Raw genomic sequence first — 15,028 nt, forward strand, 5'->3', positions numbered from 1 at the left:
AGGAATAAAGAAAACAAGAGGGGGCGCTGGAATGGCAGAATGTCATTCGTTGTCATGCCTGTGCCCGGTTATGCACCTGACTGTCCTGGAGAGCGTCTTGCCCATGCCGAAAGTCCCCGACAAGGGCAGCGTCACTCGGCGAGGGTTCGCGGTTCTGCGGGTGGCGATCTGGGAGGAGCCGTGGATCTTCGCCCTGTCCGTGCTGGCCGCCATGCTCTACGGCGCGATGACGGTGGCCGGCGGCTGGGCGCTCGGCTGGGCGACCGACCACGTGCTCCGGCCGGCCTTCGAGACCGGTGAGACCACCTTCGGCGCGATCGCGACGCTGATCGGGCTGTTCATCGGGATCGCGATCCTGAACGCGATCGGCGTCGTCGGGCGGCGGATCGGGGCCGGCATCATGCAGTTCCGGCTGCAGGCGACGTACCGGCGCCGGGTCACCCGGCAGTACCTGAAGCTTCCGCTGGAGTGGCACCACCAGCACTCGACCGGCATGTTGCTGTCGAACGCCAACGCGGACGTGGAGTCGACCTGGTTCGTGATCGCGCCGCTGCCGATGGCGATCGGCGTGATCGCGATGCTGGGGTTCGCGACCGCTGCGATGTTCGCGGCCGATGTCGCGCTCGCGCTGGTCGGCTGCCTGGTGTTCCCGCTGGTGTTCGTCGCGAACGTGATCTTCCAGCGCTACCTGCAGCCGCTCGCGACCCGGGCCCAGCAGCTCCGCGCCGACGTCTCCGAGGTCGCGCACGAGTCCTTCGACGGCGCCCTGGTGGTGAAGACGCTGGGCCGCGAGGCCGCCGAGACCGAGCGCTTCCGGGACCCGACGTACGCGCTGCGGGACGCGAACATCTCGGTGAACAAGGCCCGCGGTCTGTTCGACCCGGTGATCGACGGCCTGCCCCGGCTGGGCGTGCTCGCGGTGCTGCTGGTCGGCGTCGCCCGGGTGGGGTCGGGCGCGGCCGACGCGGGTGACGTGGTCCAGGTGGCGTTCCTGTTCACGCTGATCGGCTTCCCGATCCGGGCGCTCGGCTGGGTGCTCGGCGAGCTGCCGCGTTCGGTGGTCGGCTGGGATCGAATCCAGCGGGTCCTGACCGCGGAGGGCGGGATGGAGTACGGCGACGCCGAGCTGACGTCGACCAAGGCCGCGCGGCTCCAGGTGTCGGACGTGCGGTTCGGCTATCTGCCCGAGCGCGAGGTGCTGGCCGGCGTCGACTTCACCATCGAGCCCGGGCGGACCGTCGCGATGGTCGGGCCGACAGGCGCCGGGAAGTCCACGATCACCACGCTGCTGACCCGGCTGGTCGACCCGGAGAAGGGCGCCGTCAAGGTCGACGGGACCGATCTGCGCGACCTGGCCCGGGACCAGCTGGCCGACTCGGTCGCGCTGGTGGCGCAGACCGCGTTCCTGTTCGACGACACGATCCGCGGCAACATCACGCTCGGGGCCGACTTCGGCGACGAGGACGTCTGGGACGCGCTCCGGATCGCCCAGGGCGACGGCTTCGTGAAGGCTCTGCCGGACGGTCTGGACACCAAGGTCGGTGAGCGCGGTACGACGCTGTCCGGTGGTCAACGGCAACGCATCGCCCTGGCCCGCGCGCTGGTACGGCGTCCCCGCTTGCTGATCCTGGACGACGCGACCAGCGCGGTCGACCCGCAGGTCGAGGCACGGATCCTGGCCGGGCTGCGGTCCGCGGTGCAGGGGGCCGAAGCGGCCACGACGGTGCTGGTGATCGCGTACCGGAAGGCGACGATCTCGCTCGCCGACGAGGTGCTGTTCCTCGACGAGGGCCGGATCACGGCACAGGGCACCCATACCGAGCTGCAGGAGAAGTCGGCCGCCTACCGGGAGCTGGTCGACGCCTACGAGAAGGACGCTGAGCGCCGCCGGGAAGAGTCGGAGCTGGCCGCGGAAATTGACGATCTGGACGCAGAAGGAGCATCCGCGTGAGTACGGCTGAGGCATCATCGCGGTTGGACCACGCTGACGACGCGAGTGGTCTGGAGACGCTGCGGCAAGGGTTGAAGGTGTCGCCCGAGTTGGCCACCGGGTGGTTGGTGACCGGGCTGCTCGCGTTGACCATGACCGCTGGGCGGATCGTCGTACCGATCGCTGTTCAGCAGACGATCGACAAGGGCCTGTCCGGGTCGGGTGGGCCGGACATGTCGTACGTCGCCTGGATGTGCCTGGTCTGCGCGCTCGGCATTCTGGTCACCGCGGGAGCGTCGTACCTGACGACCGTGCGGCTCGCGATCAACTCCGAGAACGGGCTCGCGACGATGCGGATCAAGGCGTTCCGCCACGTGCACGACCTGCCGGTGCTGACGCAGAGCACCGAGCGCCGGGGTGCGCTGGTCAGCCGGGTCACGTCGGATGTGGACACGGTGTCGCAGTTCCTGCAGTTCGGCGGGTTCATCTTCCTGGTCAGCATCGGGCAGATGCTGCTCGCGACCGTGGTGATGTTCTTCTACTCCTGGCAGCTCGCGCTGGTGGTGCTGGTCTGCTTCATCCCGCTGTTCGCCAGCCTGAAGTACCTGCAGCGCGCGATGTCCAAGGCCTACGGTGTGGTCCGCGCGAAGGTCGGCGAGATGCTGTCCGCGATCGCCGAGCCCGTGGTCGGCGCTCAGGTGGTCCGCGCGTACGCCGTCGAGAAGCGGACCCAGGAGCGCATCGACGCCTCGATCGAGGACTACCGGCGGACCGCGACCAAGGCACAGGCGCTCACCGGTCTGACGTTCTCGATCGGCGGTCTGGCGGCGGGCCTGGCCAACGCCGGTGTGCTGTCGGTCGGCGTGCTGCTGGGAGTCGACAAGCAGGCGACGTTGGGGGAGCTCCTCGCATTCATGTTCCTGGTCGCGCTGTTCTCGGACCCGGTCCAGATCGCGACCCAGGTGCTGACCGACGCGCAGAGTGCGTTCGCCGGGTGGCGGCGGGTGCTCGGCGTGATCGCAACGCCGGCCGACGTGGTCGACCCGGGGGAGTCGGGCGTGAAGCAGCCGCGCGGGCCGATCACGGTCGAGTTCGCGGACGTGGACTTCGCGTACCCGGAGGGCGAGCTCGTTCTGCGCGATGTCGACGTACAACTCGAGCCGCACCGGCGGGTCGCGGTGGTGGGCGAGACCGGGTCGGGCAAGACGACGTTCGCGAAGTTGCTGACGCGGCTGATGGATCCGACCGCGGGCTCGGTCCGGCTGGACGGGGTGGACGCGCGGGAGATCTCGTTCGAGTCGCTGCGGGAGCGGGTCGTGATGGTGCCGCAGGACGGGTACCTGTTCGACTCGTCGCTCGCCGAGAACGTGCGGTTCGGGCGGCCGGAGGTGACGGACACGCAGTTGCTCGACGCGTTCGAGTCGCTCGGGCTGACGGACTGGCTGGAGTCGCTGCCGGACGGGCTGGAGTCGCCGGTCGGCCAGCGGGGTGAGTCGCTGTCCGCGGGCGAACGTCAGCTGGTCGCGTTGGTCCGGGCGAACATCGCCGACCCCGATCTGCTCGTCCTGGACGAGGCGACGTCGGCCGTCGACCCCGGCACCGAGGTCCGGGTGAACGCGGCGCTGGAGCGGCTGATGGCCGGGCGTACGTCGGTCACCATTGCGCACCGGTTGTCGACCGCGGAGGCGGCCGACGAGGTGCTGGTCTTCGACAACGGAGAGATCGTCGAGCGCGGCCCGCACGCCGACCTGGTCGGCGCCGGCGGCGTCTACACCCGCCTCCACGACAGCTGGATAGCCCAGCGCAGCGCGGTCTAGCCGGCTGGGGCTTCTCAGCGCGGCTGGGACTTCTCGGCGTGGGTGGGGTCGACCTCGGTGTGGGGCTGAGGTCGGCCGTGGTGCGCGCGGCGGCCAGGACCTAGGAGGGCGGTCCCGGCCGCGCGCGGTTTCACCTGTCAGACGGTCGGGGCGGCACCGTTCTCATGCCCGGCATCCGGCTGGGGTACCAGGAGGAACTCGACACCGCCCTTGTCGTCGACCGCCGCGTCCAGAATCTTGTCGTCCAGCGCGTTCGCGGCGTTCTGCTCGAGGAAAACCCGCGCACCGGCTTCCTCGACCACCTGGTCACCGGGCCGCGGTGCCTCCGTCGTCGTCACCGCGAGCGCCGGATCCGCCGGGTTTTCCTGCGAGATCCGCACCCCGGCCCCCTCCGGCGCACCCTCGACCCCAGTGATGCTCTTGATCACCAGCGTCGCGTTCTCAGTCAGGGTAAGCACAACCACTCCAAACGTTCGGTGTCATCGAGCCCGTCCCGTGCCCGATCCCGCCCAGCCCAAACACCCCGTCCCCGGCCCCCGCCGTACCGCCTGCCGTCCTTGAGCACCCACCAACCACGAAAGCGGCGCCACCGTGGTTGGTGGGTGCCCAAGGTCAGGCGGCGCGGTGGGAGGGGAGCGGTGCGACACGCCACGTGGGGGGATCGGCGGGACGCGACTCGCCTCGGGCGAAGGCGGCTCGGAGACGGGCGACCAGATCGGAGCGGGGAGCGACGACGTCTTCCCAGCCGAAATGCACCAGTTCGACGCCTCGATCGCCCAGCCGCTGGTCGCGGCGATGGTGCATCCGGATCCGGCGCCGCCGCTCCTCAGGACTGTCCGCCTCGTACTTCGCCAGTCCGTCGGCTTCCCCGATGGTCCGGAACCGAGGCCACCAGAAGTCGACACGCTCGGGCATCCAGCCGAAGCCGTCGAAGAACTGTGCCTGGAGCACTGGCGCGGGCAACCCGGCCGCGGCGAACAGGACCCGCGCGATCGACTCAAGCACCGACTCCGATCCCGGATCGCCGAACTCGAGCGCCGCCAAGGCTCCGCGGATTCCGGGCCAATGGTGCTGGCGCTCGGCGACGGTGAGCATCTCGGTCAGCGTCGTACCGGTCCGCAAGGCGTGGTCGACAGTGACTGCCGCCTCGCGCAGGGGCAACTCGCGGGCGAGATCGACAACCGTCCGCGCGGTACTGGTGACCGGCAGCCACAGGTGGCGTGACACATCGACGGTGGCCAGGCCGGCACGCCGTACGACGATGTCCGGGCGCCGCTGGTTGCGGTGGGCGGTGGGTGAGCGAGTCAGCCAAGCCGCGTCGATCGGCGGAGCCGACGAACGGCCCGTGTCGGTCCACAGGCGAAGGCCGGCCAGCCGGGCGGCGCTGAAGTGACTGACAACCGATCCCGGGTACGCCGCCTGAGCACAGGCGACGACCGCGAAGTACTCGTCGATGCGTCCGTCGACGTAATGCCCGTAGTGGTGCTGCAGGTGATGCCGGCGAACCAGCCGTCGGAGATCGGCATCACCCACCCCGAGCCCGCGCAACACATCCCGAGGCTGCGGAGTCTGCACAAGTGCCACGAGCCGCTTACGTACGACGTCCTCGAGCCGGTCCACTGCCCCAGCCTGCCGCCTCACGACCGACACCCGCACCCCACTTCCTCCCACCTGTGGAAAACCACTTTGGGCACGGGTCAACCAGTAGAAGGCGCGGATTTTGGTTGGTTGGTGCTCAAAGTGCCGGAAAGTCGGGTGCGGAGTGTCGGTGGGGTGGTGTGGGATCGGGGGTATGGCTATTGGGTTGGTGACACCGGGGGTTGGCGGGTTGGGGGCGGTTGTGCGGGTGCTGCGGGAGTGGCAGTCCGATGAGGGGGCGGTGCAGCTGCATCCGGGGGATCTGGGGTGGTTCTGGCGGTTCGGTGGTGAGGTGACGGCGGCGGCTACCCGGATCTGGAGCCGGGACGGGGAGATTCTGGCGGTCGGGCTGCTTGATGAGCCGGATCTGCTACGGGTCGCGATCGCTCCGGAGGCTCAGCGTGATGAGGAGTTGGCCCAACGGCTGGTGGAGGACGTGTCCGCGCCGGAGACCGGCGTACTGATCGAGGGCAAGGTGTATGTCGAGGCTCCGATGGGAGCGCTCGTCCAGGACCTGCTGTCCAAGGACGGCTGGGAGGCCGGCGAGCCGTGGGTGCCGCTGCGGCGTGATCTGAGCGAGCCGGTGCCGGATCCCGGCGTTCGGGTCGACGTGATCGGCGCGGAGGAGGCGCACGAGCGGACCAATGTCCAGCGGGCGTCGTTCGACGGGTCGACGTTCACGGACGCGCGCTGGCATGCGATGGCCGACGGCGAGCCGTACGCCGACGCCCGCTGTCTCGTCGCGCGCAACGAGCTGGGCGAGTCCGTGGCGGCCGTGACCGTGTGGTCGGCCGGCGAGGGAAGGCCGGGGCTCCTGGAGCCGATGGGCGTCCACCGGCTGCACCGCGGTCGCGGCTACGGCCAGGCGATCACCATCGCCGCCGCCCGCGCCCTGCAGGAGCTGGGGTCGTCCAGCGCCGTCGTGTGCACACCCGCCTTCAACGTCGGCGCCGTCGCCACCTACCAGTCCGCCGGCTTCGAACCACAACCCGAAACGCGAGACCTCGTCCGCAACGTCTAGGCAGCCGCGTCGTCCGCTGCCCGGAGGACGCGCAGGATGTTGCCGCCGGCAAGCTTTGCCAGCTCGGTGTCGTTCCAGCCGCGATCGGCGAGGGCCTCGAACAGCACCGGGTACGACGCAACGTCCGCGAGTCCCGTGGGGAACTCCGGGCAGCCGTCGTAGTCACCGCCGATCCCGATGTGGTCCACGCCGGCGATCCCGCGGACATGCTCGATGTGCTCCACCACGTCCTCCAGAGTGGCCAGGGGCTTCGGCAGGTCCGTCAGCTCGACCAGCTTGGCCTGGCCTTCCGGGCTGAGCGGATTCAGGTCCGGCTCCGCCTCGCGGGCGGCGGCGACCCAGTCGACGTACGCCTGGGAGACGAAGTACGGCACGAACGTCACCATGCAGACGCCGCCGTTCCGCGCCAGCGTCTCGAGCACGTCGTCCGGGGCGTTCCGCGGTACGTCGCAGATCGCGCGGGCCGACGAGTGGCTGAAGATCACCGGTGCGCTGGTCACCCGCAGCGCGTGCCGCATGGTGTCCGCGGAGACGTGTGAGAGGTCGACGAGCATGCCGATCCGGTTCATCTCGCGTACGACGTCCTCGCCGAAATCGTTCAGCCCGCCGAGCACCGGTTCATCGGTGGCGGAGTCCGCCCAGGACACGTTGTTGTTGTGCGTCAGCGTCATGTACCGCACGCCCAGCGAGCGCATCACCCGCAGGACGCCCAGCGACTCACCGATCGAGTGCCCGCCCTCCATGCCCATCAGCGACGCGATCCGGCCGGCCTTGATCGCAGCCTCCACCTCGTCGGCCGACGACGTCAGCTGCAGATCCTCCGGGAAGCGCTCCACGAGCCGCCGGACGAAGTCGAGCTGCTCGAACGTACGCCGTACCGAGTGGTCGTCCTGTGGCACCCAGAGCGACCAGAACTGCGCGCCGACGTGGCCCTTCCTCAGCCGGGGCAGGTCCGTGTTCAGCGTGGGCACCGAGCCGCTCAGGTCGTGCGCGTCCAGGTCGTACCTGGCCAGGTCGTAGAACGCGATCGGCAGGTCGTTGTGGCCGTCGATCACCGGGTGGTCACGTAACAGTTCGTCGATCCGCGTCATCGGGCCATCCTCGCAGTTGGAGGGCGTGGTCAGAAGGCAACCCGGGATCGGCGACAATGGGTGAGTGAGTATCGACGAGCTGACCTTCGACGCGGCCGGGCTGATCCCGGCGGTGGTGCAGCAATACGACACGCGCGAGGTCCTGATGGTGGGCTGGATGAACGCCGAGGCGGTCCGCCGGACCGCGGAGACCAAGCGGAGCACGTTCTGGTCCCGCAGCCGGCAGGAGTACTGGGTCAAGGGCGAGACCAGCGGCCATCGACAGCACGTCAAGCAGATCCTCGTCGACTGCGACGCCGACACGCTGCTGGTCCTCGTCGACCAGGAAGGCCCGGCCTGCCACACCGGCACCCGCTCCTGCTTCGAACACGGCGAGATCGAGGTCGCGTCGTGAACTCACCTGACATCGAGACCTTCCGTGAGTATGCGAAGGACCGCCGCGTCATCCCGGTGACGCGGCGGCTGCTGGCTGACGCGGAGACGCCGATCGGGGTCTACGGGAAGCTCGCCGCCGAGCGTGAGGGCACCTTCCTGCTCGAGTCGGCGGAGAACGGCGGCGTCTGGTCGCGCTACTCGTTCATCGGCGTCCGCTCCGCCGCGACGCTGACCGAGCGCGACGGCGAGGCGCTCTGGACCGGCCACCCGCCCGTGGGTCTGCCACAGAGCGGTGACCCGCTGCGGGTGCTCCGCGAGACGGTGGAGATCCTGCACACGCCCCGGCTGCCGGACCTGCCCCCGCTCACCGGCGGTATGGTCGGCTTCCTCGGGTACGACGCCGTCCGCCGGCTGGAACGGTTGCCGGACACAACGACCGACGACCTCGGCCTGCCCGAGCTCACCTTCCTGTTCGCCACCGACCTGGCCGCGCTCGATCACGAGACCGGCGAGATCTGGCTGATCGCGAACGCGGTCAACTGGGACGACTCCGACGAGCGCGTCGACGAGGCGTACGCCGATGCCGTCCGCCGGCTCGACGCGATGGAGGCGGACCTCGCCGAGCCGACCCCGTCGTACGTCGTCCGCGCGAATCGGACCGCGGAGCCGGAACCGCACCGGCAGCGGTCGAGCGCGGAGTACCGCGAGGCGGTCGAGCACGCCAAGGAGGAGATCCGGGCCGGTGAGGCGTTCCAGATCGTCGTGTCCCAGCGGTTCGAGCTGCAGACCACGGCGTCCGCGCTCGACATCTACCGGGTGCTGCGTCGCTCCAACCCGAGCCCGTACATGTACCTGGTCCGCCTGGACGGCTTCGACATCGTCGGCTCGAGTCCCGAGGCGCTGGTCAAGGTCACCGACAACAAGGTGATCCTGCACCCGATCGCCGGCACCCGCCGCCGCGGCGCGACGCCGGAGGAGGACCACGCGCTCGAGGCAGAGTTGCGCGCCGACGCCAAGGAGCGCGCCGAGCACCTGATGCTGGTCGACCTCGGCCGCAACGACGTCGGCCGGGTCTGCGCGCCGGGCACGGTCGAGGTGGTCGACTTCATGGACGTCCGCCGCTACAGCCACGTGATGCACCTGGAGTCGACCGTCACCGGGCAGCTCGCGGCCGGCAAGACCGCGTTCGACGCGCTCAGCGCCGCGTTCCCGGCCGGAACGTTGTCCGGGGCACCGAAGCCGCGGGCGATGGAGATCATCGACAAGCTCGAGGTGACGCGCCGCGGGGTGTACGGCGGAGTCGTCGGCTACCTGGACTTCGCCGGTGACGCCGACACCGCGATCGCCATCCGGACCGCGGTGCTGCGCGGCTCCACGGCGTACGTGCAGGCCGGTGCGGGAATCGTTGCCGACTCCGACCCGGCCGCCGAGGACGCGGAGTGCCGGACCAAGGCGGCCGCCGTGCTGAACGCGATCGCGGTCGCGGGAACGTTCAGTGACGTATGAGGGACGTATGAGGCCACAACGGCTGGTCGACCTCCTCGCCCTGGTGGCGCTGGTTCTGCTCGGGTTGTCGGCGTACCTGACGTGGTCCTCGGCCGATCCGGGCAGCGGTCGGCCGGTCGTGGACTTCAACGGCTACACCGTCACCAAGGCACCGGTGACCCTCGCACTGGCGTCGGTGGTCGCGATCGTCGTAACGAAACTGGCCGGGACCGTATTGCGTCGCGTGCTGGCCGCTCTCGTGCTGCTGATGGGCGCCGCCGCGATCGGCGTTGCGCTGCGGGTGCGACCGGACGTGGACGAGCTCAGCCGGATCCGGCCGGAGTTGAGCCAGGCAGTCACCGATCGGGTCACGCTGGACGGTGGACCGGCGCCCTGGTTCGCGCTCGCCGGGGGACTGGCCTTGGTCGCGGCAGGCCTGATCGCCTTGCTGACAGCGGGAAGGTGGCGCCGGCCGACGGCGCGGTACGAGCGTGATCCGGCCGCGGCAGCGTCGGATGAAGGAGCCGATCAGTGGAAGGCGATCGACGCCGGGGAGGACCCGACTCTCTGATCGCGGCGGGCTACCGCCACAATAGGACGGGACGACAACGAGGAGTGGCGCCAAACATGGACAATACGGTGGCTGACCAAGGAGCGGATCAAGCGGCGCGGGTGAGCGAGGAGGCTCCCCACGATCTGCACGGCAACAGCCCGGCGGCCTGGACCGCGGTGACCATCGTGCTGATCGCGTTCACGGTCGGCGCGATCGCGATGGTGCTCGGCCCGAACTGGGTGTTGTTCTGGATCTCGGTCGCGATCGCCGTACTGGGGGCGCTGACCGGCAAGGTCATGCAACTGCTGGGCTTCGGGGTCCCGGCCCACGGCGACCACTGAGGGGCGGACGGACATGACTGTGCTTGACGACATTCTCGCGGGGGTCCGGGAGGACCTCGCGGAGCGCCAGGCGCGGGTCAGCCTGGACGATCTGAAGCAGGAGGCCCAGCGCAAGCCCGATGCCAAGGACCCGATGCCGGTGTTCCGTGGTGACGGGATCGCGATCATCGCCGAGGTGAAGCGGTCCAGCCCGTCCAAGGGCGATCTGGCCGAGATCACCGACCCGGCCGCGCTGGCCGGTGAGTACGAAGGTGGTGGCGCGGCCGCGATCTCGGTGCTGACCGAGCGGCGCCGGTTCAACGGCAGCCTGGACGACCTGCGTGCCGTCCGCGGCCGGGTCGACGTCCCCGTGCTGCGCAAGGACTTCATCGTCTCGTCGTACCAGCTCTGGGAGGCCCGTGCGGCCGGCGCCGACATGGTGCTGCTGATCGCCGCCGCGCTGGAGCAGGAGGCACTGGTCTCGCTGATCGAGAGGGCGCACTCGATCGGCCTGTGCCCGCTGGTCGAGGTGCACGACGAGGAGGAGACCCGGCGTGCGGTGGACGCCGGAGCTCAGCTGATCGGCGTGAACAACCGGAACCTGAAGACCCTCGAGGTCGACCGGACCACCTTCGCCCGGGTCGCTCCGACGATCCCGTCCAACCTGGTCCGGGTGGCGGAGTCCGGAGTCCGCGGGCCGCATGATGTAATCGAGTTCGCGCGCGCCGGGGCCGATGTCGTCCTCGTCGGTGAAACCCTGGTGACCGGCCGCGATCCGCGCGCCTCGGTCGCCGACCTCGTCGCCGCCGGATCGCACCCCGCCATCCAGCAGCGGCACTAGCACCCCGCGCCGTCAGCCGGTCCGGGGCACCACACCCCCGCGCCGGCGGCGTGGGGTATTTGGAAGGCTTGTACGGATGACAACTGTGCTGCCCGACCAGCTCGGGCACTTCGGCCGTTTCGGCGGCAGGTTCATGCCGGAGGCGCTGATCGCGCCGCTCGACGAGCTCACCACGGCCTGGCGCGAAGCCATGGCCGACCCGGAGTTCACCGGTGAGTTCGAGCGGATGCTGCGCGAGTACATCGGTGCGCCGAGCCTGCTCTACGACGCGACCCGGCTGTCCGACGTCGCCGGTGCCCGGATCCTGCTGAAGCGCGAGGACCTCAACCACACCGGCGCACACAAGATCCGCAACGCGATCGGCCAGGCGCTGCTGACCAAGCGGATGGGCAAGACCCGCGTGATCGCCGAGACCGGCGCCGGCCAGCACGGCGTCGCGACCGCGACCGCGTGCGCCTACCTGGACCTCGAGTGCGTGGTCTACATGGGCGAGGTCGACACCGAGCGGCAGGCGCTGAACGTGGCGCGGATGAAGCTGCTCGGCGCCGAGGTGATCTCGGTCAAGACCGGCAGCCGGACGCTGAAGGACGCGATCAACGAGGCCCTGCGGGACTGGGTCGCCAGCGTGGACCAGACGCACTACATCCTCGGTACGGCGGCCGGTTCACATCCGTTCCCCGCGATGGTGCGTGACTTCGTCCGGGGCATCGGCGACGAGGCCCGGGAGCAGTCGCTCGCGTTGCTGGGCAAGCTCCCGGACGCCGCGGTCGCCTCGGTCGGCGGTGGGTCGAACGCGATCGGCCTGTTCACCGCGTTCATCCCGGACGCGGACGTGAAGCTGTACGGCATCGAGCCGGGCGGCGACGGGTTCGAGACCGGCCGGCACGCGGCCACGATCACCGCCGGGCAGGTCGGCGTACTGCATGGTGCGCGGTCGTTCCTGCTGCAGGACGAGGACGGTCAGACGATCGAGTCGCACTCGATCTCGGCCGGCCTGGACTACCCCGGTGTCGGGCCCGAGCACGCGTGGCTGGCCGAGACCGGGCGCGCGTCGTACCGGCCGATCACCGACGCCGAGGCGATGGAGGCGTTCAAGCTGCTGTCGCGGACCGAGGGGATCATCCCCGCGATCGAGTCCGCGCACGCGGTCGCCGGCGCGGTCGACATCGCCAGGGAATTGGGGCCGGAGGCAACCATTCTGGTGAACCTGTCCGGTCGCGGCGACAAGGACATGGACACGGCCGTCGCGTGGTTCGGCCTGATCGACTCGGAGACCGCTGGTGAGTGAATTGGTTGCCCTGGGCAAGGCCGGGGCCGCGATCCGGAAGGCGAACGACGCGGGCCGCGGCGCCCTGGTCGGGTACCTGCCGGCGGGCTTCCCGACGTACGACGGTGGTGTGGACGGGATCAAGGCGCTGATCGACGGCGGCGTCGACGTGGTCGAGGTCGGCCTGCCGTACAGCGACCCGGTGATGGACGGCGTCACCATCCAGCGCGCCACCGAGGTGGCCCGGGCCGGTGGGCTGCGGACCCGCGACGTCCTGAGCACGATCGAGACGGTCGCGGCGTACTCCGATGTCCCGGTGCTCGTGATGACGTACTGGAACCCGGTCGAGCGGTACGGCGTGGACCGGTTCGCAGCCGACTTCGCCGGCGTCGGGGGAGCGGGGCTGATCACCCCCGACCTGATCCCGGACGAGGGTGCGGAGTGGATCGCGGCCGCCGACAAGAACGACCTGGACAAGGTCTTCCTGGTCTCGCCGTCGTCGACCGACGAGCGGATCGCGATGACCACGGCTGCCTGCCGCGGTTTCGTGTACGCGACCGCTGTGATGGGTGTCACCGGTGCGCGGGACAAGCCGTCGGATCTCGCCGCGCCGCTGGTGGCCCGGGCGAAATCGGTGACCGGCCTGCCGATCGGCGTCGGCCTCGGAATCTCGAACGCGGACCAGGCGGCCGGTGTGGCAGCGTTCGCGGACGCGGCGATCGTCGGCGCGGCACTCGTCAAGGCACTCGAGGACGGCGGCCCGGCCGGTGTGCGAAAGCTCACCGAAAGCCTCGCCGAAGGCGTCCGCAGGGAACCCAGCGCCGCCGCCGGTCGTTAGACACGCCGTGAGTCGAACCCGAAACGCGGCCCTTCTCCTGGCCGCGGTGGCTCTGCTCGCCCTCGCGGGCTGCAGTGGCGGCAAAGAGAAGGCGGACAACCCCGGCGGTGCGATCATCCGCACCACGCAGAACCCGAACGGTCTGCGCGGGGCGACGCTGGACCGTCCCTACTCGTTGCCGGCGGCCACCCTGACCGACACCGGCGGGAACCCTTTCAACTTGGTCACCTCGACCAAGAAGCCGGTCACGCTGGTGTTCTTCGGTTACACGAACTGTCCGGACGTGTGCCCGACAGTGATGGCCGACGTGGCGTCCGCGCTGACCAAGCTGGACGAGTCGGTGCGGGACCAGGTGCAGTTGCTGTTCATCACCACCGACCCGTCCCGGGACACCGGCCCGGTGATTCGTAAGTACCTGGACCGGTTCGACCCGTCGTTCGTCGGGCTGACCGGTTCGCTGACGTCGATCAAGGACATCGCGAAGGCTGTCGGCGTACCGGTGGAGGGGATGCAGAAGCTTCCTTCCGGTGGGTACGAGGTCGGTCACGGTGCGCAGGTGATCGGCTTCGGTAAGAACGACAAGGCGAACGTGCTCTGGTTGTCGAACGCCGCCATCGGCGACCTGGCCCACGACTTCGGGAAGCTGGTGGAGGACAACCAGTGAAGGTTCGACCCTGGTTCGAATGGGTCTCGCTGGGAGCGCGACTGGTGCTGGGCGGCGTGATGCTGGTGGCCGGCGCGCTGAAGGTCACCGATCCGGAGACGGCTGCTCAGGCGGTCCGCGCGTACGAACTGCTGCCGTCGTCGCTGGCGGCGCCGGTCGGCTGGGGGCTGCCGTTCCTGGAGATCGCGATCGGATTGCTGTTGATCGTCGGTTTCGGTGTCCGCGCCGCGGCGGTGGCCGCGGGTGTTTTCATGGTCGTGTTCATCGCCGCGGTGGCCTCCGCCTGGGTCCGCGGCCTGGCGATCGACTGCGGCTGCTTCGGCGGTGGTGGCCAGGTCGCCCCGGGGCAGACGAAGTACCTGCAGGAGATCCTGCGGGACATCGCCTTGCTGGCCCTGGCAGCCTGGTTGTGGTGGCAGCCCACCAGTAAGTTCGCCCTCGAGTCCGATTCGCACAGCCCGTCAGGAGTCACCGCGTCGTGAGCAAGACCAAAGCCCCCGTGAATCCGCTGGTGCAGCAGCCGAAGCGACGGATCACACCCGGGATCATCGTGGTGATCGTCCTGGTGCTCGCTCTCGGCGGCGGCGTCGGGGTGCAGTACTGGCGCGGGCACTCCAAGGTCGAGGTGACCTCGACCGGGAAGACGGAGCCGGCCGTGATCACCGGACCGGGGACGTCCGGCAAGGGCGTCACCGTCGGCCAGGCCGGCGCCAAGGCGCACATCGACCTGTACCTGGACTTCCGCTGCCCGCACTGCGCGGAGTTCGAGGAGTCGACCGGCGCGACCATCGACAAGCTGGTCGAGGACGGTACGGCGACGCTGACCTACTGGCCGCTCGCCTTCGTCAATCCGGACGCCTCACCGCGGCTGGCCAACGCGTTCGCGGCCGCGGCCGCGAACGGCAAGGCGCTCACCTACGCCGACGAGATGTACGGCGACTTCTCCAAGTCGTGGACCACCAGCCAGCTGATCGAGCTGGGAAAGCAGCTGGGCATCGGCGACGCGAAGTTCCAGCAGGCGCTGCAGGACGACACGTACGCCGGTTGGCTGGACACCGTCTCGAAGGCCTCGGACGACCGCGGCGTGACCGGGACGCCGACCGTCTACGTCAACGACAAGCAGCTGGACGCCGACCAGCTCACCGCCGACGGCCTGCAGAAGGCCGTGGATGCGATCGCGAGCTGACG

Annotated in this window: 16 protein-coding genes; 13 read left to right on the forward strand and 3 right to left on the reverse strand. The window is 69.6% G+C overall.

The window, feature by feature from the left end:
- Nucleotides 1–103: 103 nt before the first annotated feature.
- Together ACZ3HV_RS01735 and ACZ3HV_RS01740 are read left to right on the forward strand one after the other, a co-directional pair.
- A complete protein-coding gene (locus tag ACZ3HV_RS01735) occupies nucleotides 104–1,951 on the forward strand; it encodes an ABC transporter ATP-binding protein (protein WP_465679866.1) in 1,848 nt (615 codons plus the stop codon).
- Entirely contained in the window at nucleotides 1,948–3,747 is a 1,800-nt protein-coding gene (locus tag ACZ3HV_RS01740) for an ABC transporter ATP-binding protein (protein ID WP_465679868.1), read from the forward strand. The genes ACZ3HV_RS01735 and ACZ3HV_RS01740 overlap by 4 nt, the downstream gene beginning before the upstream one ends.
- Nucleotides 3,748–3,884: 137 nt before the next feature.
- Here ACZ3HV_RS01740 and ACZ3HV_RS01745 read toward each other — a convergent pair whose 3' ends face one another.
- Together ACZ3HV_RS01745 and ACZ3HV_RS01750 are read right to left on the reverse strand one after the other, a co-directional pair.
- Nucleotides 3,885–4,205 (reverse strand): Fe-S cluster assembly protein HesB, encoded by a 321-nt coding sequence (locus ACZ3HV_RS01745; protein WP_465679870.1) that lies wholly within the window; start codon nucleotides 4,203–4,205, stop codon nucleotides 3,885–3,887.
- Between the two features lie 154 nt (nucleotides 4,206–4,359).
- Entirely contained in the window at nucleotides 4,360–5,367 is a 1,008-nt protein-coding gene (locus ACZ3HV_RS01750; protein WP_465679871.1) for a hypothetical protein, read from the reverse strand.
- A gap of 172 nt (nucleotides 5,368–5,539) precedes the next feature.
- Between ACZ3HV_RS01750 and ACZ3HV_RS01755 the strand changes: the two genes are divergently transcribed.
- Nucleotides 5,540–6,406, forward strand: a complete 867-nt coding sequence (locus tag ACZ3HV_RS01755; protein WP_465679872.1) for a GNAT family N-acetyltransferase — start codon at nucleotides 5,540–5,542, stop codon at nucleotides 6,404–6,406.
- Here ACZ3HV_RS01755 and ACZ3HV_RS01760 read toward each other — a convergent pair.
- Nucleotides 6,403–7,497 carry a dipeptidase gene (locus tag ACZ3HV_RS01760; RefSeq protein ID WP_465679874.1) on the reverse strand — a complete coding sequence of 365 codons (1,095 nt, stop codon included), beginning with the start codon at nucleotides 7,495–7,497 and terminating at the stop codon, nucleotides 6,403–6,405. The genes ACZ3HV_RS01755 and ACZ3HV_RS01760 overlap by 4 nt on opposite strands.
- 64 nt (nucleotides 7,498–7,561) lie before the next feature.
- Between ACZ3HV_RS01760 and hisI the strand changes: the two genes are divergently transcribed.
- From hisI to ACZ3HV_RS01810, 10 genes are all read left to right on the forward strand, one after another.
- A complete protein-coding gene (gene hisI / locus ACZ3HV_RS01765; protein ID WP_449829108.1) occupies nucleotides 7,562–7,891 on the forward strand; it encodes a phosphoribosyl-AMP cyclohydrolase in 330 nt (109 codons plus the stop codon).
- Nucleotides 7,888–9,378 (forward strand): anthranilate synthase component I, encoded by a 1,491-nt coding sequence (locus tag ACZ3HV_RS01770; RefSeq protein WP_465679875.1) that lies wholly within the window; start codon nucleotides 7,888–7,890, stop codon nucleotides 9,376–9,378. Before hisI ends, ACZ3HV_RS01770 begins: the two co-directional genes overlap by 4 nt.
- A 7-nt stretch (nucleotides 9,379–9,385) precedes the next feature.
- Nucleotides 9,386–9,928 carry a Trp biosynthesis-associated membrane protein gene (locus ACZ3HV_RS01775; protein ID WP_465679876.1) on the forward strand — a complete coding sequence of 181 codons (543 nt, stop codon included), beginning with the start codon at nucleotides 9,386–9,388 and terminating at the stop codon, nucleotides 9,926–9,928.
- 68 nt (nucleotides 9,929–9,996) lie between these two features.
- Nucleotides 9,997–10,251 carry an HGxxPAAW family protein gene (locus ACZ3HV_RS01780; RefSeq protein ID WP_465679877.1) on the forward strand — a complete coding sequence of 85 codons (255 nt, stop codon included), beginning with the start codon at nucleotides 9,997–9,999 and terminating at the stop codon, nucleotides 10,249–10,251.
- Between the two features lie 13 nt (nucleotides 10,252–10,264).
- Complete coding sequence (trpC, locus tag ACZ3HV_RS01785; RefSeq protein ID WP_465679879.1) at nucleotides 10,265–11,071, forward strand: indole-3-glycerol phosphate synthase TrpC; 807 nt, start codon at nucleotides 10,265–10,267, stop codon at nucleotides 11,069–11,071.
- Nucleotides 11,072–11,147: 76 nt separating this feature from the next.
- Complete coding sequence (gene trpB / locus ACZ3HV_RS01790; RefSeq protein ID WP_465679880.1) at nucleotides 11,148–12,359, forward strand: tryptophan synthase subunit beta; 1,212 nt, start codon at nucleotides 11,148–11,150, stop codon at nucleotides 12,357–12,359.
- On the forward strand, nucleotides 12,352–13,176 hold the full coding sequence (gene trpA, locus ACZ3HV_RS01795; protein WP_465679882.1) for a tryptophan synthase subunit alpha: 825 nt from the start codon (nucleotides 12,352–12,354) through the stop codon (nucleotides 13,174–13,176). Before trpB ends, trpA begins: the two co-directional genes overlap by 8 nt.
- A gap of 7 nt (nucleotides 13,177–13,183) precedes the next feature.
- Nucleotides 13,184–13,840 (forward strand): SCO family protein, encoded by a 657-nt coding sequence (locus ACZ3HV_RS01800; protein WP_465679884.1) that lies wholly within the window; start codon nucleotides 13,184–13,186, stop codon nucleotides 13,838–13,840.
- Complete coding sequence (locus tag ACZ3HV_RS01805) at nucleotides 13,837–14,322, forward strand: MauE/DoxX family redox-associated membrane protein (RefSeq protein WP_465679886.1); 486 nt, start codon at nucleotides 13,837–13,839, stop codon at nucleotides 14,320–14,322. Before ACZ3HV_RS01800 ends, ACZ3HV_RS01805 begins: the two co-directional genes overlap by 4 nt.
- Nucleotides 14,319–15,026 (forward strand): DsbA family protein, encoded by a 708-nt coding sequence (locus ACZ3HV_RS01810; RefSeq protein ID WP_465679888.1) that lies wholly within the window; start codon nucleotides 14,319–14,321, stop codon nucleotides 15,024–15,026. Before ACZ3HV_RS01805 ends, ACZ3HV_RS01810 begins: the two co-directional genes overlap by 4 nt.
- Nucleotides 15,027–15,028: the final 2 nt, after the last annotated feature.

It is taken from the genome of Kribbella sp. NPDC020701 (assembly GCF_055562215.1).

Excerpts from the sequence above, each read along its gene's own strand:
- ACZ3HV_RS01775 (WP_465679876.1), top strand. The coding sequence starts at position 9,386 with ATGAGGCCACAACGGCTGGTCGACCTCCTCGCCCTGGTGGCGCTGGTT.
- ACZ3HV_RS01755 (WP_465679872.1), top strand. The coding sequence starts at position 5,540 with ATGGCTATTGGGTTGGTGACACCGGGGGTTGGCGGGTTGGGGGCGGTT.
- trpB (WP_465679880.1), top strand. The coding sequence starts at position 11,148 with ATGACAACTGTGCTGCCCGACCAGCTCGGGCACTTCGGCCGTTTCGGC.
- ACZ3HV_RS01735 (WP_465679866.1), top strand. The coding sequence starts at position 104 with ATGCCGAAAGTCCCCGACAAGGGCAGCGTCACTCGGCGAGGGTTCGCG.
- ACZ3HV_RS01760 (WP_465679874.1), bottom strand. The coding sequence starts at position 7,497 with ATGACGCGGATCGACGAACTGTTACGTGACCACCCGGTGATCGACGGC.
- trpC (WP_465679879.1), top strand. The coding sequence starts at position 10,265 with ATGACTGTGCTTGACGACATTCTCGCGGGGGTCCGGGAGGACCTCGCG.